Annotated in this window: 24 protein-coding genes; 16 read left to right on the forward strand and 8 right to left on the reverse strand. The window is 51.3% G+C overall.

All coding sequences use genetic code 11. From position 1 onward, the window contains the following. The first annotated feature begins 133 nt into the window (after positions 1 to 133). From skp to AC0Z7K_RS21975, 12 genes are all read left to right on the forward strand, one after another. On the forward strand, positions 134 to 631 hold the full coding sequence (skp, locus tag AC0Z7K_RS21920) for a molecular chaperone Skp (protein WP_056781728.1): 498 nt from the start codon (positions 134 to 136) through the stop codon (positions 629 to 631). A gap of 2 nt (positions 632 to 633) precedes the next feature. Further along, positions 634 to 1,656, forward strand: coding sequence for a UDP-3-O-(3-hydroxymyristoyl)glucosamine N-acyltransferase (lpxD, locus tag AC0Z7K_RS21925; protein WP_413530849.1), 1,023 nt, complete (start codon positions 634 to 636; stop codon positions 1,654 to 1,656). 114 nt (positions 1,657 to 1,770) lie between these two features. Continuing rightward, complete coding sequence (gene fabZ, locus AC0Z7K_RS21930; protein ID WP_183850297.1) at positions 1,771 to 2,259, forward strand: 3-hydroxyacyl-ACP dehydratase FabZ; 489 nt, start codon at positions 1,771 to 1,773, stop codon at positions 2,257 to 2,259. Positions 2,260 to 2,262: 3 nt separating this feature from the next. Next, entirely contained in the window at positions 2,263 to 3,051 is a 789-nt protein-coding gene (lpxA, locus tag AC0Z7K_RS21935; protein WP_056781724.1) for an acyl-ACP--UDP-N-acetylglucosamine O-acyltransferase, read from the forward strand. An 18-nt stretch (positions 3,052 to 3,069) separates the two neighbouring features. Next, positions 3,070 to 4,218, forward strand: a complete 1,149-nt coding sequence (gene lpxB / locus AC0Z7K_RS21940) for a lipid-A-disaccharide synthase (protein ID WP_413530848.1) — start codon at positions 3,070 to 3,072, stop codon at positions 4,216 to 4,218. Continuing rightward, positions 4,215 to 4,811, forward strand: coding sequence for a ribonuclease HII (rnhB, locus tag AC0Z7K_RS21945; protein ID WP_413530847.1), 597 nt, complete (start codon positions 4,215 to 4,217; stop codon positions 4,809 to 4,811). Before lpxB ends, rnhB begins: the two co-directional genes overlap by 4 nt. 73 nt (positions 4,812 to 4,884) lie before the next feature. Next, positions 4,885 to 8,367 carry a DNA polymerase III subunit alpha gene (gene dnaE, locus AC0Z7K_RS21950; RefSeq protein ID WP_413530846.1) on the forward strand — a complete coding sequence of 1,161 codons (3,483 nt, stop codon included), beginning with the start codon at positions 4,885 to 4,887 and terminating at the stop codon, positions 8,365 to 8,367. Positions 8,368 to 8,379: 12 nt separating this feature from the next. Beyond that, on the forward strand, positions 8,380 to 9,339 hold the full coding sequence (gene accA / locus AC0Z7K_RS21955; protein ID WP_413530845.1) for an acetyl-CoA carboxylase carboxyl transferase subunit alpha: 960 nt from the start codon (positions 8,380 to 8,382) through the stop codon (positions 9,337 to 9,339). A gap of 188 nt (positions 9,340 to 9,527) precedes the next feature. Then, complete coding sequence (locus AC0Z7K_RS21960) at positions 9,528 to 11,675, forward strand: lysine decarboxylase LdcC (RefSeq protein WP_485615944.1); 2,148 nt, start codon at positions 9,528 to 9,530, stop codon at positions 11,673 to 11,675. Positions 11,676 to 11,762: 87 nt separating this feature from the next. Next, positions 11,763 to 12,155 carry a VOC family protein gene (locus AC0Z7K_RS21965; protein ID WP_485615945.1) on the forward strand — a complete coding sequence of 131 codons (393 nt, stop codon included), beginning with the start codon at positions 11,763 to 11,765 and terminating at the stop codon, positions 12,153 to 12,155. A gap of 4 nt (positions 12,156 to 12,159) precedes the next feature. Beyond that, a complete protein-coding gene (tilS, locus tag AC0Z7K_RS21970) occupies positions 12,160 to 13,503 on the forward strand; it encodes a tRNA lysidine(34) synthetase TilS (RefSeq protein WP_485615946.1) in 1,344 nt (447 codons plus the stop codon). A 53-nt stretch (positions 13,504 to 13,556) separates the two neighbouring features. Next, the gene (locus AC0Z7K_RS21975) at positions 13,557 to 13,874 is read left to right on the forward strand and encodes a c-type cytochrome (RefSeq protein ID WP_485615947.1); all 318 of its coding nucleotides are present in this window, start codon (positions 13,557 to 13,559) and stop codon (positions 13,872 to 13,874) included. A 66-nt stretch (positions 13,875 to 13,940) separates the two neighbouring features. Here AC0Z7K_RS21975 and rof read toward each other — a convergent pair whose 3' ends face one another. Together rof and AC0Z7K_RS21985 are read right to left on the reverse strand one after the other, a co-directional pair. After that, complete coding sequence (gene rof / locus AC0Z7K_RS21980) at positions 13,941 to 14,201, reverse strand: Rho-binding antiterminator (RefSeq protein WP_112168883.1); 261 nt, start codon at positions 14,199 to 14,201, stop codon at positions 13,941 to 13,943. Continuing rightward, positions 14,188 to 14,388 carry a YaeP family protein gene (locus AC0Z7K_RS21985; RefSeq protein WP_112168884.1) on the reverse strand — a complete coding sequence of 67 codons (201 nt, stop codon included), beginning with the start codon at positions 14,386 to 14,388 and terminating at the stop codon, positions 14,188 to 14,190. Before AC0Z7K_RS21985 ends, rof begins: the two co-directional genes overlap by 14 nt. Before the next feature lie 216 nt (positions 14,389 to 14,604). On the opposite strand from AC0Z7K_RS21985, the gene AC0Z7K_RS21990 reads away from it, so the two are divergent. From AC0Z7K_RS21990 to nlpE, 3 genes are all read left to right on the forward strand, one after another. Further along, complete coding sequence (locus AC0Z7K_RS21990; protein ID WP_413530840.1) at positions 14,605 to 15,165, forward strand: YaeQ family protein; 561 nt, start codon at positions 14,605 to 14,607, stop codon at positions 15,163 to 15,165. Beyond that, positions 15,132 to 15,581 (forward strand): alternative ribosome rescue aminoacyl-tRNA hydrolase ArfB, encoded by a 450-nt coding sequence (gene arfB, locus AC0Z7K_RS21995; protein ID WP_413530839.1) that lies wholly within the window; start codon positions 15,132 to 15,134, stop codon positions 15,579 to 15,581. The genes AC0Z7K_RS21990 and arfB overlap by 34 nt, the downstream gene beginning before the upstream one ends. A gap of 64 nt (positions 15,582 to 15,645) precedes the next feature. Then, on the forward strand, positions 15,646 to 16,323 hold the full coding sequence (nlpE, locus tag AC0Z7K_RS22000) for an envelope stress response activation lipoprotein NlpE (protein WP_485615948.1): 678 nt from the start codon (positions 15,646 to 15,648) through the stop codon (positions 16,321 to 16,323). 82 nt (positions 16,324 to 16,405) lie between these two features. On the opposite strand, the gene proS is transcribed toward nlpE, so the two are convergent. From proS to metN, 6 genes are all read right to left on the reverse strand, one after another. After that, positions 16,406 to 18,124: a proline--tRNA ligase gene (gene proS / locus AC0Z7K_RS22005; RefSeq protein ID WP_485615949.1), complete on the reverse strand. Its 1,719-nt coding sequence runs from the start codon at positions 18,122 to 18,124 to the stop codon at positions 16,406 to 16,408. A gap of 118 nt (positions 18,125 to 18,242) precedes the next feature. Next, positions 18,243 to 18,950, reverse strand: a complete 708-nt coding sequence (gene tsaA / locus AC0Z7K_RS22010; protein ID WP_413530836.1) for a tRNA (N6-threonylcarbamoyladenosine(37)-N6)-methyltransferase TrmO — start codon at positions 18,948 to 18,950, stop codon at positions 18,243 to 18,245. Continuing rightward, complete coding sequence (rcsF, locus tag AC0Z7K_RS22015) at positions 18,947 to 19,354, reverse strand: Rcs stress response system protein RcsF (protein WP_413530835.1); 408 nt, start codon at positions 19,352 to 19,354, stop codon at positions 18,947 to 18,949. The genes tsaA and rcsF overlap by 4 nt, the downstream gene beginning before the upstream one ends. A 166-nt stretch (positions 19,355 to 19,520) precedes the next feature. Continuing rightward, positions 19,521 to 20,336 carry a MetQ/NlpA family lipoprotein gene (locus AC0Z7K_RS22020; protein WP_112168890.1) on the reverse strand — a complete coding sequence of 272 codons (816 nt, stop codon included), beginning with the start codon at positions 20,334 to 20,336 and terminating at the stop codon, positions 19,521 to 19,523. 63 nt (positions 20,337 to 20,399) lie between these two features. Then, the gene (locus tag AC0Z7K_RS22025; protein ID WP_112168891.1) at positions 20,400 to 21,053 is read right to left on the reverse strand and encodes a methionine ABC transporter permease MetI; all 654 of its coding nucleotides are present in this window, start codon (positions 21,051 to 21,053) and stop codon (positions 20,400 to 20,402) included. After that, on the reverse strand, positions 21,046 to 22,077 hold the full coding sequence (gene metN, locus AC0Z7K_RS22030) for a methionine ABC transporter ATP-binding protein MetN (protein WP_413530833.1): 1,032 nt from the start codon (positions 22,075 to 22,077) through the stop codon (positions 21,046 to 21,048). The genes AC0Z7K_RS22025 and metN overlap by 8 nt, the downstream gene beginning before the upstream one ends. 179 nt (positions 22,078 to 22,256) lie before the next feature. On the opposite strand from metN, the gene gmhB reads away from it, so the two are divergent. After that, positions 22,257 to 22,823 (forward strand): D-glycero-beta-D-manno-heptose 1,7-bisphosphate 7-phosphatase, encoded by a 567-nt coding sequence (gene gmhB, locus AC0Z7K_RS22035; protein WP_413530832.1) that lies wholly within the window; start codon positions 22,257 to 22,259, stop codon positions 22,821 to 22,823. The last annotated feature ends 332 nt before the right edge of the window (positions 22,824 to 23,155 follow it).

Genomic DNA, 23,155 nt, shown 5'->3' on the forward strand with positions numbered 1-23,155 from the left:
ATTCAGCAGAATCGCAATCGCCTGATTGCGGAACTGGATACACGGGTTTCGGCCCGTGTATCGTTTTAAAGTCAGGTGTTTTGTGTAATTTACTGTGCCAGATGGCACAAACGGGTGATGGAAGGAGTTTATAGTGAAAAAGTGGTTATATGCCGCAGGCCTCGGTTTAGTTATGGCTTCTTCAGCTAGCGTTCAGGCTGCTGACAAAATTGCTATCGTTAACGTCGCTAGCATTTTCCAACAGATGCCAGCGCGTGAAGCTGTGGCCAAACAACTCGAAAATGAGTTCAAAAGCCGTGCAACTGATTTGCAATCTCAGGAACGTGATCTGCAAACAAAAATGCAACGTCTGCAACGCGATGGCTCAACCATGAAAGCCAGCGATCGTTCTAAACTTGAAAAAGACGTGATGGCTCAGCGTGAAGCGTTCTCCGCTAAAGCGCAGCAGTTTGAGCAAGACAACCGTCGTCGTCAGGGCGAAGAACGTAACAAAATCCTGAGCCGTATTCAGGACGCTGTGAAATCTGTTGCAAGCAAAGAAGGTTATGATGTTGTTATTGATGCAAATGCAATCGCGTATGCAAGCAATGACAAAGATATTACTGCTGATGTGCTGAAACAGGTTAAATAAACATGTCTTCAATTCGACTGGCTGATCTCGCACAGCAGTTGGATGCACAATTGCACGGTGATGGCGAAATTGCCATCACCGGCGTTGCTTCAATGCATTCCGCACACTCTGAGCAAATCACGTTTTTATCAAACAGCCGTTACCGTGAACAGTTGGCCTCCTGCAGTGCAGGCGCCGTAGTGTTGACGGAAGCGGATCTGCCATTTTGCCCTACAGCGGCACTAGTGGTTAAAAACCCTTACCTGACCTATGCGCGTATGGCGCAACTGCTGGATACCACGCCGGCACCGGCACAAGATATTGCTGCGAGTGCGGTGATTTCTGAAAGTGCTTCTTTAGGTAAGAATGTCTCGGTTGGCGCTAATGCAGTTATCGAATCAGGCGTTGTGTTGGGCGATAACGTTATCGTTGGCGCAGGTTGTTTTATCGGTAAAGAAGCTAAAATAGGAGCAGGTACCCGTATCTGGGCCAATGTTTCTATTTATCATCGCGTTGAGATTGGCGAGCAGTGCCTGATTCAGTCAGGTACGGTGATCGGTGCTGACGGTTTTGGTTACGCAAACGAACGTGGTAACTGGATTAAAATCCCACAGCTGGGCACCGTGATCATTGGTGATCGCGTTGAGATTGGTGCTTGTACCACCATTGACCGCGGTGCGCTGGATGACACTATTATCAGCAACGGTGTCATCATTGATAATCAATGTCAGATTGCACACAACGTCGTGATTGGAGACAATACGGCGGTTGCTGGCGGCGTAATTATGGCCGGTAGTCTGAAAATCGGACGTTACTGCCAGATAGGCGGAGCCAGTGTTATCAATGGTCACATGGAGATTTGTGACCAGGCCGTGGTGACAGGAATGGGAATGGTAATGCGACCAATCACCGAACCTGGGGTATACTCCTCCGGTATTCCGTTACAACCGAATAAAGTTTGGCGTAAGACGGCTGCATTGGTAATGAATATTGACGAGATGAATAAGCGCTTGAAAGCTGTCGAGCGTAAAATCGAAAAAGACTAATTACCACTTACGGTGCTGCAATGTGTTCCCTTTACGGGTGAACCTGCGGCATTCGTTCCTATTTGCGGCCTGCCTGATGACCTTTTTTTTGGGGTCTGGCAGGCCGTGTTTTTGATGCCATCAGTTTTTATAGACAGGAAGAGTATTTTGACTACTGACACTCATACTCTGCGTATTGAAGAGATACTGGATTTACTGCCACACCGCTACCCGTTTTTGCTGGTTGACCGCGTGTTGGATTTTGAGAAAGGGAAATTTTTGCGCGCAGTGAAAAACGTTTCCTTTAACGAACCATTTTTCCAGGGGCATTTCCCAGGCAAGCCGATTTTTCCAGGTGTTCTGATTCTGGAAGCCATGGCACAGGCCACCGGTATTTTGGCGTTTAAAAGCGTTGGAAAACTGGAACCGGGCGAGCTGTATTATTTTGCAGCAATTGATGATGCACGCTTCAAACGTCCGGTGTTGCCGGGTGACCAGATGATTCTGGAAGTTGAATTCATTAAAGAGCGTCGTGGTGTTGCTCGTTTTAAAGGTGTCGCAAAAGTAGATGGTGAGATTGCTTGCGAGGCATCAATGATGTGCGCCCGTCGCCGGGAGTCTTAATACATGATAGACAAAACCGCCTTTATACATCCAAGCGCTATTGTTGAAGAAGGCGCCGTTATCGGTGCTGGTGTTCATATCGGTCCTTTCTGCTATGTCGGTTCCCAAGTGGAAATCGGCGAAGGTACTGAGCTTAAATCACACGTAGTTCTTAATGGCGTGACCAAAATTGGTCGCGATAACCGCATCTTCCAGTTCGTATCCATTGGTGAAATTAACCAGGATCTGAAGTATGCCGGTGAACCAACACGCGTTGAGGTCGGCGATCGCAACAATATTCGTGAGAGCGTGACCATTCATCGTGGGACCGTTCAGGGCGGTAGTCTGACAAAAGTGGGCAGCGATAACCTGTTAATGGTTAACGCGCATATCGCCCACGATTGCGTCATTGGTAATCGCTGCATTCTGGCTAACAACGCGACCCTTGGCGGCCACGTTGAGATTGACGATTTCGCTATCATTGGCGGTATGACCGCGGTGCATCAGTTCTGCATCATCGGCGCACACGTCATGGTTGGCGGGTGTTCTGGAGTTGCTCAGGACGTGCCCCCGTTTGTGATTGCGCAGGGTAACCACGCGACACCTTTCGGTATTAACATCGAAGGGCTTAAACGTCGTGGTTTTGAGAAAGCAGACCTGCACGCTATCCGTAATGCTTATAAGTTACTGTATCGCAGTGGCAAAACGCTGGAAGAAGCACAGCCGGAAATCGCTGCGATCGCCGCTGAATTCCCGAAAGCTAAACCTTTCAGTGATTTCTTCAGCCGCTCAACCCGCGGTATTATTCGCTGATCTGCGCTACGGAAAATAATGCAAAAGCCTGTTCTGACAATTGGCCTGGTGGCCGGTGAAACGTCCGGTGACATTCTTGGCGCCGGGCTGATTCGAGCCCTGAAGAAGCACCATCCGGACGCACGCTTTGTGGGCGTCGCGGGGCCGCTGATGCAGGCGGAAGGGTGTGAAACCTGGTACGAAATGGAAGAGCTGGCGGTAATGGGCGTGGTGGAAGTATTAGAGCGTCTGCCACGCTTGTTGAAAATCCGCAAAGATTTGACCCAACGTTTCAGCGAACTTAAGCCTGATGTGTTTGTGGGCATCGACGCCCCTGATTTTAACATCACGCTCGAAGGTCGTCTGAAGCAGCGCGGTATCCGCACCATCCACTACGTCAGTCCGTCCGTCTGGGCATGGCGACAAAAACGCGTTTTCAAAATTGGTAAAGCCACCGATCTGGTCCTGGCGTTTCTGCCTTTTGAAAAAGCGTTCTACGATAAATTCAACGTACCTTGCCGTTTTATCGGCCACACGATGGCTGATGCGATGCCGCTGCATCCGGACAAACAGGCTGCCCGCGTGTCTTTGGGCATTCCTGATGACGTGCATTGTCTGGCTCTGCTGCCGGGAAGTCGTCATGCGGAAGTAGAAATGCTCAGTGCTGATTTCCTAAGAACGGCGCTGCAACTGAGGCAGACGTATCCTGATTTGCACATCGTTGTGCCGTTGGTGAATGCCAAACGTCGTGAACAGTTCGAACGTATCAAAGCTGAAATTGCACCAGACCTTCCTGCGCACTTGCTCGATGGCAAAGGGCGCGAAGCGATGATCGCCAGCGATGCCGCGCTACTGGCGTCCGGTACGGCAGCACTCGAGTGTATGCTGGCGAAATGCCCGATGGTGGTAGGTTACCGCATGAAGCCGTTTACCTTCTGGCTCGCAGAGCGTCTGGTGAAAACGCCCTACGTTTCATTGCCCAACCTGCTTGCCCGACGTGAAATTGTCACTGAGCTGCTACAAACTGAATGCGTGCCGGATAAACTTTCCGCTGCGCTGCTGCCTTTGCTGGCCGGCGGTGAGAAGAGCCAGGAACTGCGTAATACTTTTCTGGAATTGCACGAAAGCATCCGCCGTGATGCTGATGAGCAGGCCGCTCAGGCCGTAATGGAGCTGGCAAGCCGATGAGTGACGTGTTTATCTATCCACAGGCCGTGTGCATTGCCGGTGTGGATGAAGTGGGTCGTGGCCCGCTGGTGGGCGCTGTAGTGACCGCAGCAGTGATCCTGGATCCAGCCAATCCGATTAAAGGTCTGGCGGACTCCAAAAAGCTCAGCGAGAAACGCCGCGAAGCGTTGTATATCGAAATTAAAGAAAAGGCGCTTGCGTGGAGTCTTGGCCGCGCGGAACCGCATGAAATTGATGAACTGAATATTTTGCACGCCACCATGCTGGCAATGCAAAGAGCTGTCGCCGGACTTGGCGTTACGCCAGATATGGTGCTGATCGATGGCAATCGTTGCCCAAAACTTCCGATGGCTTCTCAGGCCGTGGTGAAAGGGGACAGTAAAGTTGCCGAAATCAGTGCGGCGTCCATTCTGGCGAAAGTCACCCGCGATCGCGAAATGGTTGAACTGGATCTGCAGTTCCCTGAATATGGTTTTGCGAAACATAAAGGCTATCCGACGCCGGTGCATCTTGAGAGCCTCGCCAGACTTGGCGCGACAGCGCATCATCGCCGCAGTTTCGCACCAGTGAAACGCGCACTCGGGCTGGCGTAACGCGTCGCCTTGTTCCTTTCCTGCCTTAGCGGGAGATACAAACCCTTAATTCACTCATTTCTGGACTCTGGATATGGCCGAACCTCGTTTTATTCATCTGCGTGTACATAGCGACTATTCCATGGTGGATGGACTCGCGAAAGTGGGTCCGCTGGTGAAATGCGCAGCGTCACTCGGCATGCCCGCTCTGGGGATCACTGACTTCACCAATCTGTGTGGTCTGGTCAAATTTTACGGTGCTGCACACGGCGCTGGCGTTAAGCCGATTATCGGTGCTGATTTAAATATCCAAAGCGAGATCCTTGGTGACGAGCTGGCGCAACTGACGGTGCTGGCGATGAATAATCAGGGATATCAGAACCTGACGCTACTGATCTCCCGGGCTTATCAGCGCGGTTATGGTGCAGCGGGCCCGATTGTTGATCGTGAATGGCTGGCCGAACTGAATGAAGGGTTGATCCTGATTTCAGGCGCTAAAATGGGCGATGTCGGCAAGTTTCTGATGCGCGGTAACGATTTGCAGGTCGAGCTGTGCCTGGACTTTTATCAACAATATTTCCCGGATCGCTATTACCTTGAACTGATCCGCACTGGCCGCGCCGAAGAAGAAAACTATCTGCACGCCGCCGTGGCGCTGGCCGCCGAGCGCGGCCTGCCGGTTGTGGCGACCAACGATGTGCGGTTCATGCTGCCGACAGACTTTGACGCCCATGAGATCCGCGTAGCGATCCACGATGGATTTACTCTTGACGATCCCAAACGCCCGCGTAATTACACTGCTCAGCAATATATGCGCAGTGAAGATGAAATGTGCGAGCTGTTTGAAGACATTCCCGAAGCGCTGCAAAACAGCGTAGAGATTGCTAAACGCTGCAACGTCACCATCCGGCTGGGCGAGTATTTCCTGCCGCAGTTCCCGACCGGTGACATGACTACAGAAGATTTCCTGGTCGATAAATCGAAAATCGGCCTCGAAGAGCGCCTCGAGTTTTTATTCCCCGATCCTGAAGTTCGGGCCCAGCGACGCCCTGAGTATGACGAGCGTCTGGATATCGAACTCAAAGTGATCAACCAAATGGGCTTCCCGGGCTACTTCCTGATCGTGATGGAGTTTATCCAGTGGTCAAAGGATAACGACGTGCCGGTCGGACCGGGACGTGGTTCCGGTGCGGGTTCTCTGGTGGCCTATGCCCTAAAAATTACCGATCTGGATCCGCTCGAATTCGACCTGCTGTTCGAACGTTTTCTTAACCCCGAACGTGTCTCCATGCCTGACTTCGACGTTGACTTCTGTATGGAAAAACGCGATCAGGTTATCGATCACGTGGCAGAAATGTATGGTCGTGAAGCGGTTTCGCAGATCATTACCTTCGGTACGATGGCCGCCAAAGCGGTTATCCGCGACGTAGGCCGCGTGCTGGGACACCCGTACGGGTTTGTCGATCGTATTTCCAAGCTGGTGCCGCCCGATCCGGGCATGACGCTGGAAAAAGCCTTTGCTGCTGAACCGCAATTGCCGGAAATTTACGAAGCGGATGAAGAAGTTAAGTCGCTGATCGACATGGCGCGTCAGCTGGAAGGTGTCACGCGTAACGCCGGTAAACACGCAGGCGGTGTAGTGATCGCACCGACCAAAATTACCGATTTCGCGCCACTTTATTGTGATGCCGAGGGTAATCACCCGGTCACACAGTTCGATAAAAACGACGTGGAATATGCGGGGCTGGTCAAATTCGACTTCCTTGGCCTGCGTACGCTGACCATCATCGACTGGGCGCTGGGGATGATTAACGCCCGCCGTGCGAAAGCGGGCGAGCCGCCGCTGGATATCGCAGCCATTCCGCTCGATGACAAGAAAAGTTTCGACATGCTGCAACGCTCGGAGACCACGGCAGTCTTCCAGCTTGAATCCCGCGGCATGAAAGATTTGATCAAACGCCTGAAGCCCGACAGCTTCGAAGATATGATAGCCCTTGTGGCGCTGTTCCGTCCGGGGCCGTTGCAGTCAGGCATGGTAGATAACTTTATCGACCGTAAACACGGTCGCGAAGAGCTCTCCTATCCGGATATCCAGTGGCAGCACGAATCCCTGAAACCGGTACTGGAGCCGACTTACGGCATTATCCTGTATCAGGAACAGGTTATGCAGATTGCTCAGGTTCTGGCGGGCTATTCGCTGGGCGGCGCGGACATGCTGCGTCGTGCCATGGGTAAGAAAAACCCGGTGGAGATGGCGAAACAGCGCGGTGGCTTTGAAGACGGTGCGAAAGCGCGCGGCATCGACGGCGAGCTGGCGATCAAAATTTTCGACCTGGTGGAGAAATTCGCCGGTTATGGCTTTAACAAATCCCACTCCGCCGCTTATGCGCTGGTGTCTTACCAGACACTGTGGCTGAAAGCGCATTACCCTGCTGAATTTATGGCGGCAGTAATGACCGCGGATATGGATAACACCGAGAAAGTTGTCGGGCTGGTAGATGAATGTTGGCGTATGGGGCTGAAAATCCTCCCGCCGGACATTAACAGCGGGCAGTATCATTTCCACGTGAATGACGAAGGTGAAATCGTTTACGGTATCGGTGCGATCAAAGGCGTGGGTGAAGGCCCGATCGAAGCGATCATTGAAGCGCGTAATGAAGGTGGCTACTTCAAAGAGCTGTTTGACCTTTGCGCCCGCGCGGACGTAAAAAAACTCAACAAGCGCATCCTGGAAAAACTGATCATGTCCGGGGCGTTCGACCGTTTAGGTCCCCATCGCGCGGCATTGATGAGTTCATTGCCGGATGCCCTGAAAGCCGCCGACCAGCACGCCAAAGCCGAAGCTATCGGTCAGGTGGATATGTTTGGTGTTCTGGCCGAAGCGCCGGAGCAGGTGGAGAAATCCTACGCCAACGTCATGCGCTGGCCGGAACAGACGGTGCTGGACGGTGAGCGCGAAACGTTAGGGCTATATCTTACCGGCCATCCGATCACGCAATATCTGAAAGAAATCGAGCGTTATGGCGGCGGTCAGCGTTTGAAAGACATGCACCCGACCGATCGGGGAAAAATGACAGTTGCAGTGGGGCTGGTTCTCGCTGCACGGGTTATGGTCACCAAACGCGGTAACCGCATTGGGATCTGTACGTTAGATGACCGCTCAGGTCGTCTGGAAGTGATGTTGTTCACCGAAGCGTTGGAAAAATTCCAGCATTTGTTGGAAAAAGACCGTATCCTTATCGCCACAGGACAGGTCAGCTTTGATGACTTCAGCGGCGGGCTTAAAATGATGGCCCGCGATATTATGGACATCAGTGAAGCACGGGAAAAATATGCTCGCGGTCTTGCTATCTCGCTGACTGACAGGCAAATTGATGACCAGCTTTTGAACCGTCTCCGCCAATCGTTGGAACCTCACCGATCGGGGACGATACCAGTACATCTGTATTACCAACGAGAAAACGCAAGAGCCCGGCTTCGATTCGGGGCGTCATGGCGTGTTACGCCAACGGACAAACTGTTGCTGGATTTGCGAGGCCTGGTCGGTAGTGAGCAGGTGGAACTGGAATTTGACTAAAATAGGAATGCTATGAGTCTGAATTTTCTTGATTTTGAACAGCCGATTGCGGAACTCGAAGCGAAAATTGACTCGCTGACTGCAGTCAGCCGTCAAGACGAAAAATTGGATATTAATCTGGACGAGGAAGTTGCACGCTTGCGCGAGAAAAGCGTTGAACTGACTCGTAAGATTTTCTCTGATCTGGGCGCCTGGCAGGTTGCTCAACTGGCGCGCCATCCACGTCGCCCTTACACCCTGGATTACATCAAACATATCTTCACTGATTTTGATGAGCTGGCTGGTGATCGTGCATTCGCTGACGATAAAGCTATCGTTGGCGGGATTGCTCGTTTGGGTGAGCGTGCCGTGATGATCATTGGTCATCAGAAAGGCCGTGAAACAAAAGAGAAAGTCCGTCGCAACTTCGGAATGCCTGCGCCAGAAGGGTATCGTAAAGCGTTACGCCTGATGGAAATGGCCGAACGTTTCAAACTGCCAATCATTACCTTCATCGACACTCCGGGTGCTTATCCTGGCGTCGGTGCAGAAGAACGTGGTCAGTCTGAAGCGATCGCCCGTAACCTGCGTGAAATGTCACGTTTAAACGTGCCAGTTATCTGCACCGTCATTGGTGAAGGTGGTTCTGGCGGCGCACTGGCTATCGGCGTGGGTGATAAAGTTAACATGCTGCAGTACAGCACCTACTCGGTTATCTCGCCGGAAGGCTGTGCGTCAATTTTGTGGAAGAGTGCGGATAAAGCACCTCTGGCAGCAGAAGCTATGGGCATCATTGCGCCACGTTTGAAAGAACTGAAGCTGATCGACTCGGTGATCCCTGAGCCTCTGGGCGGCGCTCACCGTAACGTTGAAGCAATGGCGGCTTCATTGCGCGCGCAACTGGAAGCTGATCTGAGCGATCTGGATGTGCTGAGCACTGAAGAATTACGTAACCGTCGTTATCAGCGTCTGATGACTTACGGCTATTGCTGATTCAAACCCAGTTTCCGAAAGGCCATGCAAACGCATGGCCTTTTTTATTGTCTATTTTTCTTCGTCAGCCTTTCCTGCATTCTTAATTTCCCTCCGCCAGCCAGAAAATCAATGCTAAAGGGTACACACCCGGCGCTAACCGTGTTTCTATAAATAAATGAGATACCAATAACAGAAGGATTTGTCAGATGAATATTATCGCTATCATGCGCCCGGAAGGGGCTTACTATAAAGAAGAGCCAATCCGCGAACTGAATAGCGCCCTGACGCTTCTCGGATTCCAGGTGATTTATCCACGTGACCGCGCTGACTTACTGAAACTGATTGAAAATAACGCCCGAATTTGCGGGGCTATTTTTGACTGGGACGAACATAGCGAAGAGCTGTGTACAGAAATTAATGAGCTGAACGAATATCTGCCGCTGTACGCGTTCATCAACACGCATTCGACGCTGGACGTGGATGTGAATGAAATGCGAATGGTACTTTATTTCTTCGAGTATGCGCTGACCGCCGCAGACGACATCGCCAAACGCATCCGCCAGTATACTGACGAATATATTGATACAATCACGCCGCCACTGACCAAAGCGCTGTTCAAATACGTCGAGGAAGGTAAGTATACGTTTTGTACGCCTGGGCATATGGCGGGCACGGCGTTTCTGAAAAGCCCGGTCGGCACCCTGTTCTATGATTTCTTTGGCGCCAAAACGCTGAAGGCCGACGTGTCTATTTCAGTCACTGAACTCGGTTCCTTACTCGATCACACCGGTCCGCATCTTGAAGCCGAAGAATATATCGCGCGCACTTTTGGAGCCGAGCAAAGTTACATCGTGACGAATGGTACCTCGACGGCCAACAAAATTGTCGGGATGTACGCCGCGCCGGCGGGAAGCACGGTTCTGATTGATCGTAACTGCCATAAATCGCTGGCGCATCTGATGATGATGACTAATATCGTGCCGATTTATCTGCGTCCGCACCGAAACGCTTACGGTATTCTTGGCGGGATCCCCAAACACGAATTCTCCCGTGAAAGTATCGAAGAGAAAATCACGCAAACGGAAAATGCTACCTGGCCGGTGCATGCCGTCATCACTAACTCCACTTACGATGGTCTGTTGTACAACACCGACTACATTAAAAGTACGCTGGACGTGGCGTCGATTCATTTTGATTCAGCCTGGGTGCCTTATACCAATTTCCACCCGATCTACGAGGGTAAAAGTGGCATGAGCGGCGAACGCGTGCCTGGTAAAGTCATTTACGAAACCCAGTCTACGCACAAGTTACTGGCTGCTTTCTCGCAAGCCTCGATGATCCACATTAAAGGTGATTACAATGAAAGCACTTTTAATGAAGCTTACATGATGCACACCACGACATCGCCTAACTACGGCATCGTGGCCTCAGCGGAAACGGCAGCCGCGATGCTGCGCGGTAATCCGGGGCGGCGTCTGATCAACCGTTCCGTTGAGCGCGCGCTACATTTTCGTAAAGAAATCCAGAGACTGCGCGAGGAAACGGACGGCTGGTTCTTCGATATCTGGCAGCCGGAGCACATTGATGAAGCTCAGTGCTGGCCGCTGAATCCGGATGACAACTGGCACGGCTTTGCCAATGCGGATACCGAGCATATGTATCTGGATCCGATCAAAGTGACGATCCTCACGCCCGGCATGAATGAAATGGGCAAGCTGGAAGAAGAGGGGATCCCGGCGGCGCTGGTGGCGAAATTCCTTGATGAGCGGGGCGTGGTGGTTGAAAAAACCGGCCCTTACAATCTTCTGTTCCTGTTCAGCATAGGCATTGATAAAACCAAGTCCATGAGCGTGATGCGCGGGCTGACCGATTTCAAACGCAGTTATGATCTCAATCTGCGCGTTAAAAATATGCTGCCCGACCTTTATGCAGAAGATCCTGATTTCTATCGCAATATGCGGATTCAGGATCTGGCGCAGGGGATTCACAAGCTGATCGTCCGCCACGATCTGCCGCGCTTAATGCTCGAAGCCTTTGATGTCCTGCCGGAAATGAAAATGACACCGTACGAAATGTTCCAGCATCAGGTGCGCGGACATATCGACGAATGCGATATCGACGAACTGATCGGTAAAGTGTCGGCCAATATGATCCTACCTTATCCGCCAGGCGTGCCGGTTGTGATGCCGGGCGAGATGATCACCGAGGAAAGCCGCGCCGTGCTCGATTTCCTGATCATGCTTTGTTCGATTGGTGAACGTTATCCGGGCTTTGAAACGGATATTCACGGTGCGCGGCTGACCGAAGACGGACGCTATCTGGTGAAAGTCCTTAAACTCCCGGATGCGGAATAACCCATAGCCCTCATGATGAGGGCTTTTTATTGACGTCTGCGGGTGTGCTGAGTAACGTGCACCACAAGAATCTACGGGACAAACGCCATGCTTAAACTACGCCAAATTCATCACATCGCCGTTATCGGGTCTGATTATCAGGCCAGTAAACGCTTCTACTGCGATATCCTCGGTTTCACGCTGGTGGCGGAGTTTTATCGCGAAGAGCGTGATTCATGGAAAGCGGATTTAGCGTTGAATGGCCAATATATCATTGAGCTCTTCAGCTTTCCGACTCCCCCGGCACGCCCAAGTCGCCCGGAAGCCTGCGGACTACGCCATCTGGCGTTCAGCGTGGATGATATTGCGCAGTCTGTTGCCGCGCTGGAGCAGGCGGGCGTGGACTGTGAACCGGTTCGCGTTGATCCCTATACCGGCAAGCAGTTTACCTTTTTCAACGATCCTGACGGCCTGCCGTTAGAACTGTACGAATCCCGGTAATTCTATGAATTCACATTCTGCGGCCAGCTTTCTGTCAGAGCATCTGCACCAAAAAATTGGCGATGCGAGAAAGCTTTGTGTGGCGTTCAGCGGCGGGCTGGATTCCACCGTGCTGCTCGCTGGTCTGGCAGAGCTGCGTGGTACTTTGCTGCCGGAGATTCAGCTGCGTGCGCTGCATGTTCATCATGGCTTAAGTCAGTTTGCCGATAACTGGGTGGCACATTGTCAGAGATTTTGCCTGCACCATGACATCGCATTTTCTGTCGTTCATGTGCAGGTAAATGCCCATTACGGCGGTATTGAAGCGGCGGCGAGAACCGCGCGCTATCAGGCATTCTCAAACAGTCTCGCGGAAGATGAAGTACTACTGACGGCGCAGCATCTGAACGATCAGTGTGAAACGTTTATGCTGGCGCTCAAACGCGGCAGCGGGCCTGCGGGATTGTCGGCGATGAGCGAAGACAGCCTGACGCCGCGTTATCGTCTGTTACGCCCTCTGCTGGATCTCAGTCGTGCACAGCTGGAAGGCTACGCCAGTCAGCATCAGCTGAACTGGATCGAGGACGACAGCAATCAGGATCCCCGTTTTGACCGTAACTTCCTGCGGCTTAATATTCTGCCGGAGCTGTATCAGCGCTGGCCGCACTTTGCACAGGCTACCGCCCGCAGCGCAGCGCTGTGTGCGGAACAGGAGTCTCTTCTGGATGAACTGCTCAGTGAAGCTCTGAGCGCATTAACGGATTCGCAGGGCAGTCTGGCGGTAGAAGGGCTGCTCGACGTTTCTGACGTGAAACGTTCTGCCTTACTGCGCCGCTGGCTGGCCGCACGCGGCGCGAAGATGCCTTCGCGGGAACAGTTACAAATGATCTGGAATGAAGTTGCGCTGAGCCGGGAAGATGCGCAGGCGCAGTTAAGATTGGGCGCGTTGACCGTACGTCGCTTTCGTCAACGCTTGTATCTGTTACCAGAATTTCAGCCTTTAAAAGACGTCGTGCTGAGCTGGGATCCTGTCCAGTCTTTAACACTGCCGGACGGACTGGGTACTCTGTCTATCGCTTCCTCTCCTGTTGCGCGCGTTGAAAACTCATTTTTTCGCCAGCCGCGCGCCGGTGAAATCGTCTCCATACGTTTTCAGGCACACGGGAATATCGAAAAAGTCGGGCGCGACCGTGCGCGACAGGCCAAAAAATTATGGTCTGAACTCGGTGTGCCGCCGTGGCAGCGTGATCGTATTCCGTTGATTTACTACAATGAGCAACTTATTGCCGCGCCGGGCTGGTTTATTACCCGTCAGGCATTGGCTGAAGACCATGAAGCGCAATGGCAGGTCATCTGGTCCGTTGCCTGAGAAGAAATGAGATGATTAATTTGGGCGGACATTCTAAGCCCGCGGGAGAAGTAATGCGTATCGTTGCAGGTATTTTGGCGCTGCTGGTGGTAAGTTCGCCGGTTTTCGCCAAGGGAAACAGTGCGGACGGACAGTCTAAGTCGGCCAGTTGTGCCGCCTGTCATGGTGCAAACGGTAAAGCGACAAATTCGATTTACCCTAACTTAGCCGCGCAAAATGCAGATTATCTGGCGTTGTCGTTACAGGCATATAAGAAAGGTGAACGCAGTGGTGGGCAGGCGGGGGTGATGCAGGCGTTTACGGCATCGCTTTCAGATCAGGATATCAACGATTTGGCGGCATATTACGCCAGCCTCGAGCCGCTGAAATAGCGGGAGCTCAGAAATGCAAACGGGCAATCCTGAGATTGCCCGTTAGTTTGACGTGTGGAGGACGCGCTACTCGGCGCTGACCACCACGGTGCCAATTTCCGGATGACTAAAGCTTTCGATGTAATCCAGACGCAGATCGCGTTGTTCGCCGTTCACCTCGGCCACCAGATATTCTACTTTCTTACGCATCAGCAGATCGTTAGCCTTCGCCTCAACGATTTCTCCGCTACGCAGCTTCAGTGTCAACACCAGGTGACTCTGGCAGGCGAGCTCGAGATTATCGTAGTCATCACAATTGATGGGTTGGTACTCATCATTCATCGACATAATCGCTCACCAATAAGTTAGCGGCGGCATAGGCCGCCTGGTCCCTAACGGAGGACGGAAGGTCAGCGTTTGCTGCCACTTCGTCCAATGCTTTCAATACACAGCCCAATGCATCGGGCACATATCCCAGATCGCCGCTGGCAATCTCTGAATATTTACGGCGTACCAACTCACAGTATTGTTGCATAGGTTCTCCCTTAAAAGCGTATCCCTCTGAGGAAAGCGCAGAAAGATAAGCTCTCAGTATTTATCGACTATAGCACAGGAGAGTCTCAGTTATTAGACAACCCACAAAGGTTTATCGTTTGCGTTGAAACGGTTATTCAGAAGGACCTGCGGGGTTAAACTGGTCGCGACATGACGCTTTCAAGTACACTGTGCGTCTATCATCAAGAGGTTTCCCATGGCGTTAAAAGCAACTATTTATAAAGCAGTGATCAATATCGCTGATATGGATCGCAATTTCTTTCACGACGCTAACCTGACATTGGCCCAGCATCCCTCAGAAACAGAACAACGCATGATGCTGCGCCTGCTCGCCTGGATTTACCATGCCGATGAGCGACTGACATTTACCCGTGGATTAAGCGCAGAGGATGAACCGGAAATCTGGCGTAAAAATGACCATAATGGCATCGAGTTATGGGTCGAATTAGGGCTGCCCGATGAGAAGCGTCTGAAAAGAGCCTGTAACCAGTCGCGCGAAGTGGTGCTTTACGCTTACGGTGAGCGGGCGGCCAGAGTGTGGTGGTCGCAAATCGAAGGCAAAGTCAGAGGTTTTGAGAATTTGCGCATTCGTTATATCGACGATGAAATGCTCACTCAGCTGACCGCCTTTGGCAGCAGAACCATGGATTTACAGGCGACGTTGCAGGACGGAACTATTTGGCTTTCTGATGCTCAGAGTAATTTAGAAATACACTTTTCTGAATGGAAAGAGTCTGTCGTAAAAGAATCAAGGTAATCGTTGTGCTTATCCTCTCCGGTAAACTTGAAATTCCCGACAGTGAAATTGAATTAACGGCGATCCGCGCTCAGGGCAACGGTGGCCAGAACGTCAATAAAACATCAACGGCAATACATTTACGCTTTGATATTAAAGCCTCAAGTTTGCCAGACTACTATAAAGAGCGGTTGATCGCGTTCAATCATCATTCCATCACGGCTGACGGTTGGGTGGTCATTAAGGCGCAGGAATCCCGGAGCCAGGAACAGAACCGCGAAGCGGCGCTGGCCCGGTTGAGCACTCTGATCGCGCAGGCGATGGTGGTGGAAAAACCCCGGCGTGCGACTAAGCCAACCCGTGGTTCTAAGATCCGTCGGGTAGAAAGTAAAGTGCGCAAAGGCGCGACAAAAGCATTGAGGGGCAAAGTTCGATAGCCTTACATCGTGTTGCAGGACAATTTTTATCGCAACACTCAGGAAAAGCAGTAGGGGAGAGACTGTGAAAAAAATCATCATAACCGCAGTGCTGGCGCTCGGGGCGTTATCACTGTTTGGTTGCCATACCGCCGCCTTCAATCAGGAAAAACCCTTGCAGGCGATGCAGCAAAGTTACAGCGGTATCTTGCCGTGCGCCGATTGCGGAGGGCTGGAGACATCCTTATTCCTCCAGCAGGATGGGACTTATGTTCTGCAGGAAATTTATCAGGGCGCGAAAGACGGCGACCAAACTTTTGCCAGTTATGGCAGTTGGGCGAGAACCGCAGACAAACTGGTCCTGACCGATGCGAAAGGTGAAAAGCGTTACTTCCATCCGAAAGATGAAAATCTTGAAATGCTTGATACCCGTGGTGCGCCGATTGTTTCGTCGCTCAATTACACGCTGAAACCTACACAGCAGAGTTTGCCGAAGACCCCCATGCCGTTGACCGGTATGATGCAGTACAGCGCCGACGCTGCTTCTTTCCAGGATTGTGCGACAGGTAAAGTTTTCCCAATGTCTGCCAGCAAATCGCTGCAACAGGGATATCTCGCGGCGCGTAAGGCACCAAATCAGCTGATCTTTGTAGCGATGGACGGTCATTTCATGACGGAACCATCGATGGAAGAAGGCCAGATGCAGAAAGCCGTAGTGGCAGATAAAAACGTAAAGTTTGATGCAACCAAAGCTTGCCCGTAATGACTGTTACTAAGCGAAAAGCACAAATAAAAATGCCCGCTCAATGCGGGCATTTTTATATACAACGATCTTTGGCCGAACCTTAACGCGGGATCTGGCCCAGCAGATAAGAAACGATATCGCTTTGTTTGATCATTTGTTTTTCACCGGAGCGACGGTTTTTGTATTCCAGTTCCTCAGCATCCAGATTACGATCGCCAATCACTACGTGATGCGGAACACCGATCAGTTCCATATCAGCAAACATTACGCCCGGACGTTCTTTACGATCGTCGAGGATCACGTCAATACCGTGTGAACGCAGTTCTGCATACAAGGCTTCTGCCGCATCTTTCACGCGGAAAGATTTGTGCATGTTCATTGGGAGAATAGCGACCTGGAACGGAGCAATAGCATCCGGCCAGATGATACCGCGATCGTCGTGATTTTGTTCGATAGCGGCAGCAACCACGCGGCTCACACCGATACCGTAACAACCCATGGTCATCACCTGATTACGGCCATCTTCACCCTGAACGGTTGCATTCATCGCTTCTGAATACTTGGTGCCCAGCTGGAAGATATGGCCGACTTCGATACCGCGTTTAATCACCAGCGTACCCTGACCATCCGGGCTTGGATCACCAGCCACCACGTTACGCAGATCCGCCACTTCTGGCAGCTCAGCGTCGCGATCCCAGTTAATGCCGAAATAATGTTGGCCGTCGATGTTGGCACCCGCGCTGAAATCACTCATGGCAGCAACCGTACGATCAACAACAACTGGCATTGGCAGATTGACCGGACCGAGTGAGCCCGGGCCAGCTGCAACGATTTCACGGATTTCCGCTTCGGTAGCAAAAGTCAGTGGCGTTGCAACTTGTGGCAGTTTTTCCGCTTTGATTTCGTTTAGTTCATGATCGCCGCGAATAAGCAGTGCAATCAGTTTATGGCCGCTTTCTGCCGTTGCATGAACCATCAGGGTCTTCACGGTTTTCTCAACCGGTACCTGGAACTGTTCTGTCAGTTCAGCAATGGTTTTTGCATTTGGCGTTTCAACGATACGCATCTCTTCGGTCGCCGGGCCGCGAGCTGTGGTCGGGGCCAACGCTTCTGCGAACTCGATATTGGCAGCGAAATCTGAAGAGTCAGAGAATACGACATCATCTTCGCCGCTCTGCGCCAGAACCTGGAATTCGTGAGACGCGCTGCCGCCAATAGAACCGGTATCAGCCAGTACTGCACGGAAATCCAGACCCATGCGGTTGAAAATCTGGCTGTAGGCTGCGTACATTGCATCATACGTTTCCTGCAAAGATTCTTGGGTCGTGTGGAACGAGTAGGCATCTTTCATCAGGAATTCACGGGAACGCATCACACCAAAACGCGGGCGAACTTCGTCACGGAATTTGGTCTGGATCTGGAAGAAGTTCAGCGGCAACTGTTTGTATGAGCTGACTTCATTACGGATCAGGTCGGTAATGACTTCTTCATGGGTTGGACCCAGAACGAACGGACGATCACCACGGTCAACAAAACGCAGCAATTCAGGGCCGTATTGTTCCCAACGTCCGCTCTCCTGCCACAGGTCGGCGGGCTGCACTACCGGCATCGACACTTCGATGGCGTTCGCGTTGTTCATTTCTTCGCGCACGATGTTTTCAACTTTTCTGAGAACACGCAGGCCGGTCGGCAGCCAGGTGTACAGGCCGGAAGCCAGTTTGCGGATCATCCCCGCACGCAGCATCAGCTGATGGCTGATAACTTCCGCGTCGGCTGGCGTCTCTTTCAGAGTAGAGAGCAGATATTGAGTAGTACGCATGATGTGTTGATTCCGTTAGCACTGCAAATTGCAATCAGGCGGCTAAAAGCCGCCAAAACGTAAAAAGTGGTTTAGTTTACCAGCGAGTTGGTGTCGCCAAAAGAGACGCAGAGGAAATTTAGTCTTTGTCGAGCGACAATACCTGATTCACAGAGCCTGTCACCCGCCAGCGTACATTAAACTCCAGCAGGCGAACGGCATAGTCCCGTTCGGTGGCTTCGCCCTTGCGATAGGCCGGGCGAGGATCTTGCCCCAGCACTTGCGTGATGAACCGGCGCAGCTGAGGGTATTGATGAATGTGCTCGGCCATCTGCTGTTCGGCCTGAGGCAAAAACTCTACCGGCATATCAGCGTCTGGTGCGTGCTGAGCAAAGCCTGCGCGAGCATCCGGGTGGCTTTCCGCAAAGGGCAGATAAGGTTTGATATCTACCACCGGCGTGCCATCGACCAGATCCAGACTGCCGAGCTGCAGGATGACGTTTTGCCCCTGGCAGTGGATCCCTTTCAGCTCAACCAAAGACATTCCTAGTGGATTAGGGCGAAAGGTTGAACGTGTAGCAAATACGCCGGTTCGCGCGTTACCGCCAAGGCGGGGAGGGCGCACTGTCGGACGCCATCCACCATCCATCGTCTGATGAAAAATAAACATCACCCAGAGATGGCTGAACTCATCCAGCCCGCGAACGGCTTCGGGCTGGTTATACGGCGCGTGCAAATGTAATTCACCGCCGCCATCCTGAATCAGACCAGGCTGGCGGGGGACAGCAAATTTCTCTTTATAGGGCGAGTGGATGGTCCCTATTTGCTCAAAAGAAAATGAAGTCATTTAAAGGTGACGTTCAGGGCAGAGCCCTGACAAATTGCCTGCTGGAAGCAGCCTGGTACACCGCCAAGGATCTGGCACTGATGTAAAAGCACTGCGTTGGCTTTCATATAGGATGCCCGGGTCAGCATTCTTTTACGTGCTGTGGCAAGGCTCGGCGGAGCATCATTCTGATCGGACTGACATGATTCTCCGGAGACTTCGCCTAAGTCACGGAATGGTGTGCCGACCAGCGCTTCTGCATCTTTATACAGTTTTACTGGAGCCGGGCGAACTGGAGCCGGTTTGGGTTTGACGGGTTTTGGCTCTTCTTTAACAACAGGTGCAGTGGTGATTGGCTGTGTGTGTGGAGTCAGGGAACAACCCGCCAGCAAAAGTGCCGACAAACAGAGAGGTAAAGCACGCATGGTAAATCCTCTGCTTTTTAATATGTTTACAGGAATGAATGTGGCGTTATTGAACCAAGGTATTGAGAAAATAACAAGGCGGGCATATGCCCGCCTTGTACTTATTTAAGAAATCTATATTTCACAGGAGTTTTCAGGCGTAATACTGAGTTCCTGACGGCAGGTATTACCAGCCTTTCACTGCGCCGCCGTTGAAGATTTTGTTCGCTGCAGCGTTTACTTCATCAGACTGGTAAGCCTGAACGAATTTCTTCACGTTTTCAGCGTCTTTGTTATCTTCGCGGGCAACAATCAGGTTCACATACGGTGAGTTTTTATCTTCAACAAAGATACCGTCTTTCTCTGGCGTCAGGCCAATCTGGCTGGCGTAAGTCGTGTTAATTACCGCCAGTGCGATTTTGGCATCATCCAGTGAACGTGGCAGCTGTGGTGCTTCCAGCTCAACCAGTTTCAGGTTTTTAGGGTTCTCAGTCACATCAAGAACGGTAGGCAGCAGGCCAACGCCGTCTTTCAGTTTGATGAGACCTTGTTTTTGCAGCAGCAATAAAGAGCGGCCGAGGTTAGTTGGATCGTTTGGCAATGCCACCTGATCGCCTTCTTTCAGTTCATCAACAGATTTGATTTTCTTGGAATAGCCCGCGATCGGGTAAACAAAGCTGTTACCGACTGGCACCAGTTTGTAACCACGGTCTTTGATCTGCTGATCCAAATAAGGTTTGTGCTGGAAGGCGTTAACATCGATATCACCCTTGCTCAGCGCTTCATTCGGCAGAACGTAATCGTTGAAAGTCACCAGTTCAACGTCCAGACCGTATTTTTCTTTCGCTACTTTCTGTGCAACTTCAGCTACCTGCTGCTCAGAACCGACAATCACGCCCACTTTAATGTGGTTTGGATCTTGTTCTTTTGGCCCACAGCCCGCTAAAGCCAGCGATCCCAGAAGCGCGCCGACAACAGCAATGGATTTAAATTTGTTTGACATGTCCTTTCCTCAATAAGCGGATAAAAATCATTCGCAGGGTTACGTTTTACAGTTGTTATTTCGTTATTTATGCGTGACTGCTTTTACGATGCGGTCGCCACAAAACTGAATTAAATACACCAAAACCACTAACAGGACTAACACCGTATTCATGACGGTCGCGTCGTAACCGATGTAACCGTACTGATATCCGATTTGCCCCAGACCACCGGCACCTACGGCACCGCCCATCGCAGAGTACCCGACCAAAGTGATCAGAGTAATAGTGGCTGCGTTAACCAGACCCGGCAAGGCTTCCGGCAACAGAATTTTGCGGATGATTTGCATCGGCGTGGCACCCATTGCGCGGGAGGCCTCAACCAGACCGCTTGGAATTTCAAGCAGCGCATTTTCCACCATACGTGCAATAAATGGCGCAGCGCCTACGGTCAGCGGAACAATCGCCGCTTGCAATCCAATGGAGGTTCCCACAATGACGCGGGTAAACGGAATCATCCAGACCAGCAGAATAATGAATGGAATCGACCGGAATATGTTCACCAGCGCAGACATCACGCGATAGACATTTTTATTCTCAGCAATTTGCCCCGGACGGGTGACGTACAGCAGCACACCAAAGGGTAGCCCGAGCGCAAAACCAAAGAAGCCAGAGGTCAGTGTCATGATGACAGTTTCCCAGATACCCCGGCCCATTAACCACATCATTGCCTCAGACATAACCGAGCACCTCAACTTTCACCTGATTCTCATGCAGGAAATGAATCGCAGCCTGAGTGTTTTCTTCTGAACCGTGCATTTCTGTCAGCATAATCCCGAACTTCACGCCACCTGCATAATCCATCTGAGCACTGATAATATTATTGTTTACATCGAAACGTCGTACGGCTTCGGAAAGCAGTGGAGCATCAACGGACTGACCGGTAAATTCCAGACGCAATAAAGGCACGCGGCCTTGTTCCGGGGCGGGCACCAAACGTATTGCGTAATCTTCCGGAATATCGAGATGTAGCGTTGACTGAATAAATTGCTGAGCCAGCGGGGTTTTGGGATGTGAGAACATCTCGCTCACTTTATCCTGCTCAATCAGTTTACCGTCGCTTATCACCGCAACCTGATCGCAAATTCGTTTTACCACATCCATCTCATGGGTGATCAACAGGATGGTTAATCCCAGACGGCGGTTGATGTCTTTCAGTAATTCAAGGATGGATCGGGTAGTTGCCGGGTCTAATGCGCTGGTCGCTTCATCACACAGCAGAACTTTAGGGTTACTCGCCAGTGCGCGCGCAATCGCTACGCGCTGCTTCTGTCCACCGGAAAGGTTGGCAGGGTAGGCATCATGTTTATCTTCCAGTCCAACCAGTTTCAGCAGCTCCGAAACGCGTTGCTTAATTTCGGCTCCTGAGAGGTTATCCAGCTCCAGCGGCAGTGCGACGTTGCCAAAAACGGTGCGGGATGACAGCAAATTAAAATGCTGAAAAATCATGCCAATCTGGCGCCGCGCGCGGGTCAATGCTTTTTCTGAAAAGGACATCAGATCCTGGCCATCGACCAACACCTGGCCTTCGGTCGGACGCTCGAGCAAATTTACGCAGCGGATTAATGTACTCTTACCTGCGCCAGATGAGCCGATCACGCCATATATTTGTCCTGCAGGGACGTGAAGACTCACGTCGGAAAGCGCGACGATCTGGCGCGCTCCCTGCTGGAAAACTTTGGTGATATTTGAAAGTTTAATCATATTATTTTTTATTCTGTCTTTTTGACGTCACATGATGAATTTAACTCTGCGAGGGTGACCCCCGTAGCATGTCGTGGATGCTAAGGCGTCTAGACGGCTAAGTCAACCAGGTTAACATTCTCACTGACATTGAAAACATGCGATACTGACGCCGTTAATCAGCCATCAGGAGCAAATACGTGGCACAACCTGTTTCAGCAATCTTTCTCGACCGTGATGGCACTTTGAATGTCGATCACGGTTATGTACATGAAATCGATGAATTCCAGTTTATCGACGGTGTAATCGATGCCTGCCTTAAGTTAAAGGAAATGGGCTTCTTACTCGTGTTAGTGACGAATCAATCGGGAATTGCACGCGGCAAGTTTACCGAAGACCAGTTTATGACACTGACCGAATGGATGGACTGGTCTCTCGCCGATCGTGGTGTCGATCTCGATGGCATCTATTTCTGTCCGCATCATCCTGAAGGATCGGTGAAAGAGTTTACTCAGGTTTGTGACTGCCGTAAGCCTTTGCCTGGGATGTTCTTAACGGCGAAAGAAGAGCTAAATATTGATATGGCCTCTTCTTATATGGTGGGCGACAAGCTTGAAGACATGCTGGCTGCTACCGCCGCAGGCGTGGGCACTAAAATTTTAGTGCGTACAGGGAAGCCTGTGACAGCGGAAAGCGAAAGTGCAGCAGACGCAGTACTTGAAAGCCTTACCGCCTTGCCTTCCTTTATAGCAAAAGCACTAAAATAACCGTCTTTGGATAAAAAAACGGCAAACGAAATAAAACTGTATTTATTCGCTTGCCATTAAAATTCAACTCCCTATAATGCCGCTCCATCGACAGGGAACAACGTGAACAACATCACGAAGTAACCGGGTCGGGAAAGATTAAAAACAGCGGCATCCGGCGAAATAAACGGTTGACACTGAATGAGGAAAGCGTAATATACGCCACCTCGAGTTGCCAAGCGAAAGCGCGTAACTCACTGCTCTTTAACAATTTATCAGACAATCTGTGTGGGCACTCACAAGACGATATCAGCCACCTCGGTGGCAAAAAATATCAAGTCTTAGAGTGACCA

The sequence above is a fragment of the Rahnella sp. 1L-D-7-B-C2 genome (genome assembly GCF_057290995.1).

Bases quoted from the DNA above. Each gene is read 5' to 3' on its own strand.
- accA (WP_413530845.1), top strand. From the start codon at position 8,380: ATGAGTCTGAATTTTCTTGATTTTGAACAGCCGATTGCGGAACTCGAA.
- metN (WP_413530833.1), bottom strand. From the start codon at position 22,077: ATGATTAAACTTTCAAATATCACCAAAGTTTTCCAGCAGGGAGCGCGC.
- fabZ (WP_183850297.1), top strand. From the start codon at position 1,771: ATGCCATCAGTTTTTATAGACAGGAAGAGTATTTTGACTACTGACACT.
- tsaA (WP_413530836.1), bottom strand. From the start codon at position 18,950: ATGACTTCATTTTCTTTTGAGCAAATAGGGACCATCCACTCGCCCTAT.
- AC0Z7K_RS21960 (WP_485615944.1), top strand. From the start codon at position 9,528: ATGAATATTATCGCTATCATGCGCCCGGAAGGGGCTTACTATAAAGAA.
- arfB (WP_413530839.1), top strand. From the start codon at position 15,132: ATGGAAAGAGTCTGTCGTAAAAGAATCAAGGTAATCGTTGTGCTTATC.
- rof (WP_112168883.1), bottom strand. From the start codon at position 14,201: ATGTCGATGAATGATGAGTACCAACCCATCAATTGTGATGACTACGAT.
- AC0Z7K_RS21975 (WP_485615947.1), top strand. From the start codon at position 13,557: ATGCGTATCGTTGCAGGTATTTTGGCGCTGCTGGTGGTAAGTTCGCCG.
- lpxA (WP_056781724.1), top strand. From the start codon at position 2,263: ATGATAGACAAAACCGCCTTTATACATCCAAGCGCTATTGTTGAAGAA.
- dnaE (WP_413530846.1), top strand. From the start codon at position 4,885: ATGGCCGAACCTCGTTTTATTCATCTGCGTGTACATAGCGACTATTCC.
- lpxD (WP_413530849.1), top strand. From the start codon at position 634: ATGTCTTCAATTCGACTGGCTGATCTCGCACAGCAGTTGGATGCACAA.
- AC0Z7K_RS21965 (WP_485615945.1), top strand. From the start codon at position 11,763: ATGCTTAAACTACGCCAAATTCATCACATCGCCGTTATCGGGTCTGAT.
- AC0Z7K_RS21990 (WP_413530840.1), top strand. From the start codon at position 14,605: ATGGCGTTAAAAGCAACTATTTATAAAGCAGTGATCAATATCGCTGAT.
- proS (WP_485615949.1), bottom strand. From the start codon at position 18,124: ATGCGTACTACTCAATATCTGCTCTCTACTCTGAAAGAGACGCCAGCC.
- lpxB (WP_413530848.1), top strand. From the start codon at position 3,070: ATGCAAAAGCCTGTTCTGACAATTGGCCTGGTGGCCGGTGAAACGTCC.
- AC0Z7K_RS22025 (WP_112168891.1), bottom strand. From the start codon at position 21,053: ATGTCTGAGGCAATGATGTGGTTAATGGGCCGGGGTATCTGGGAAACT.
- rcsF (WP_413530835.1), bottom strand. From the start codon at position 19,354: ATGCGTGCTTTACCTCTCTGTTTGTCGGCACTTTTGCTGGCGGGTTGT.
- AC0Z7K_RS21985 (WP_112168884.1), bottom strand. From the start codon at position 14,388: ATGCAACAATACTGTGAGTTGGTACGCCGTAAATATTCAGAGATTGCC.
- tilS (WP_485615946.1), top strand. From the start codon at position 12,160: ATGAATTCACATTCTGCGGCCAGCTTTCTGTCAGAGCATCTGCACCAA.
- rnhB (WP_413530847.1), top strand. From the start codon at position 4,215: ATGAGTGACGTGTTTATCTATCCACAGGCCGTGTGCATTGCCGGTGTG.
- AC0Z7K_RS22020 (WP_112168890.1), bottom strand. From the start codon at position 20,336: ATGTCAAACAAATTTAAATCCATTGCTGTTGTCGGCGCGCTTCTGGGA.